This window comes from Mesorhizobium intechi, assembly GCF_002879535.1.
In the GTDB taxonomy this organism is placed as follows: domain Bacteria; phylum Pseudomonadota; class Alphaproteobacteria; order Rhizobiales; family Rhizobiaceae; genus Mesorhizobium; species Mesorhizobium intechi.
The window spans coordinates 1-2,109 of record NZ_PNOT02000114.1 but is presented as its reverse complement, the minus strand read 5'-3'; the positions used below and the strand labels follow the sequence as shown (position 1 = coordinate 2,109).

Below are 2,109 nucleotides of genomic sequence, written 5' to 3'. Positions count from 1 at the left end.
CGGAAAACCGGCTCTGCGCGACCATGATCGAGATGCTCAATGTCGAAGGCGTCGTGCTCGAGCCGGCCGGCGCGTTGGCCATCGACGCGTTGAAGGATTTTTCCAGGAAGGAGATCCGCGGCAAGACCATCGTCGCCGTGGTTTCCGGCGGCAATTTCGATTTCGAGCGACTGCCGGATGTCAAGGAACGGGCGTTGCGCTTCGAAGGGCTGAAGAAATACTTCATCATCCGCTTCCCGCAGCGGCCGGGCGCGCTGCGCGACTTCCTCGAAATGCTGGGACCGGACGACGACATCGCCCGCTTCGAGTATCTGAAGAAGTCGGCGCGCAATTTCGGCTCGGTGCTGATCGGCATCGAAACCAAGGACCGCCGCAATTTCGACCTGCTGAAGGCCAATTTCGAGGCCGAGGGCGTCCAGTATCAGGACATCACCGACAACGAGACATTGGCCGGGTTCATCATATGAGCGCAAAGGTCTTCATAGCCCTGTTTTCCGGCATCAATGTCGGCGGTAACCGCATCGTCAAGATGGCGGAGCTGCGCTCGTTCTTCGAGGATCTCGGCTTTTCCGACGTCGCCACCTATGTGCAGAGCGGTAATGTCGTGTTCCGGGCCGGCAAGGGCGACGCCGCCGCGCTGACCAGACAAATCGAAGCGGCGTTCGAGAAGAAATGGGGTTTTCATTCGCGCATCATGGTGCGCGATCTCTCGTGGTTCGAACGGCTGGTGAGCGAAAATCCCTACCCGGAAGCGGCCGCCGACCACACCAAGCTTCACGCCTATGCGCTGGAGCGTGAGCCGACCGCCGAAGAGGTGGCGCGGTTGGCTGAAAAATGCACCGGCCCCGAGCGCTTCGAAGTCAAGCGAGACGTGCTCTACCTCAGCGCGCCGGACGGGCTCGGAAAGTCAGTCTTCGCCAACCTCGTTCCGCGCGTTCTGAAGGTGCCGGGTACCGCGCGCAACTGGCGCTCGGTGCTGGCGCTGCTGGAGATGGCGGGCCGCGCCGGCGGGAAAACATGACCCCGAAAACTGGGTACGGGTTTTCAGGGTCGTGCTCAAACAAACACCTACGCCGCCGGCTTCCAGTCGAAGGTCAGTTCTTCGCGAAAGGCAAAGCGCTTGATGTGGTCGGCAACGACACTTTCCAGGCGCTCGAGCGATCCTCCTTCGTCGGTTGATACCACGATGTGCAATGCTGCCGCGTCCGCATCCATTACGGTGCGGCCGAGCGACAGATCGATCGTGCCATGGGTGGGATCGAATTCGACGGGGAATTTATGCGCCCAGTGCTTGCACAGCTGCTGCAGATAGCGGCTGGCATGTTCGGTGGCGACGTCGGCACGGCTGGTCGGCATGAGTGGACTCTCCGGAAGGGCAGGCGCCCATTGCTTGACATGGCGCCGGACCTGCCAGGCTGGCGCCATGTTCGGGTGGATAGGCACCTTCATTAAAAGTGCCAAAGGCGGCCGGGCAACTTCCGCCCGGTGCCAGGTCGACCCCTACCAGCTTCCGGTGTTGGCCATCGAAGCCCAGGGTTCTGCCTTGGCTTTCGCCGGGCCCTTCTGCAGAAGCTCGATCGAAATGCCGTCCGGCGACCTGATGAAGGCCATGTTGCCGTCGCGCGGCGGCCGGTTGATGGTGACGCCATTGTCCATCAGGTGCTGGCAGGTGGCGTAGATGTCATCGACCTCATAGGCGAGGTGGCCGAAATTGCGCCCGCCCTTGTAGTCTTCCGGATCCCAGTTGTAGGTGAGTTCAATCAGCGGCGCCTTGTCTTTGATGCCGCTCTGTTCATCTTCGGAGGCGGCAAGGAAGATCAGCGTGAAGCGGCCCTGCTCGTTTTCGTAGCGGCGGACCTCCTTCAGCCCGAGCTTGTTGCAGTAGAAATCGAGCGAGGCATCGACATCGGCGACGCGGACCATGGTGTGCAGATAGCGCATGAGTTTTCCTCGATCTGTTGGGGTGCGGCGCAACATAGGGTCGGCCCGGCGAAAGGGCAATCTCCCGTGGTCGGCTATGCCGGCAAAGAACAAATCCGGTATTCCCGCAATGAACCGTGAAAAAAGGCAGGGAAGGTCTTGCACACACCGGAAGCCGCGGTGTTAATC

At 60.9% G+C, this 2,109-nt stretch carries 3 protein-coding genes and 1 pseudogene; 2 read left to right on the top strand and 2 right to left on the bottom strand.

Features of this window, described 5'->3' with window-relative positions; genetic code table 11:
* Together C1D09_RS10545 and C1D09_RS10540 are read left to right on the top strand one after the other, a co-directional pair.
* Positions 1 to 467: pseudogene (locus C1D09_RS10545) on the top strand (threonine dehydratase); the annotation flags it as partial.
* Positions 464 to 1,021 carry a DUF1697 domain-containing protein gene (locus tag C1D09_RS10540; RefSeq protein ID WP_143974203.1) on the top strand — a complete coding sequence of 186 codons (558 nt, stop codon included), beginning with the start codon at positions 464 to 466 and terminating at the stop codon, positions 1,019 to 1,021. The pseudogene C1D09_RS10545 and the gene C1D09_RS10540, both read left to right, overlap by 4 nt.
* Positions 1,022 to 1,068: 47 nt before the next feature.
* Here the strand turns inward: C1D09_RS10540 and C1D09_RS10535 are convergent, their stop codons facing one another.
* Both C1D09_RS10535 and gloA read right to left on the bottom strand, forming a co-directional pair.
* Positions 1,069 to 1,356 carry a DUF2218 domain-containing protein gene (locus C1D09_RS10535; RefSeq protein WP_143974202.1) on the bottom strand — a complete coding sequence of 96 codons (288 nt, stop codon included), beginning with the start codon at positions 1,354 to 1,356 and terminating at the stop codon, positions 1,069 to 1,071.
* 144 nt (positions 1,357 to 1,500) lie between these two features.
* Positions 1,501 to 1,941, bottom strand: a complete 441-nt coding sequence (gene gloA, locus C1D09_RS10530) for a lactoylglutathione lyase (protein ID WP_143974201.1) — start codon at positions 1,939 to 1,941, stop codon at positions 1,501 to 1,503.
* Positions 1,942 to 2,109 lie beyond the last annotated feature (168 nt).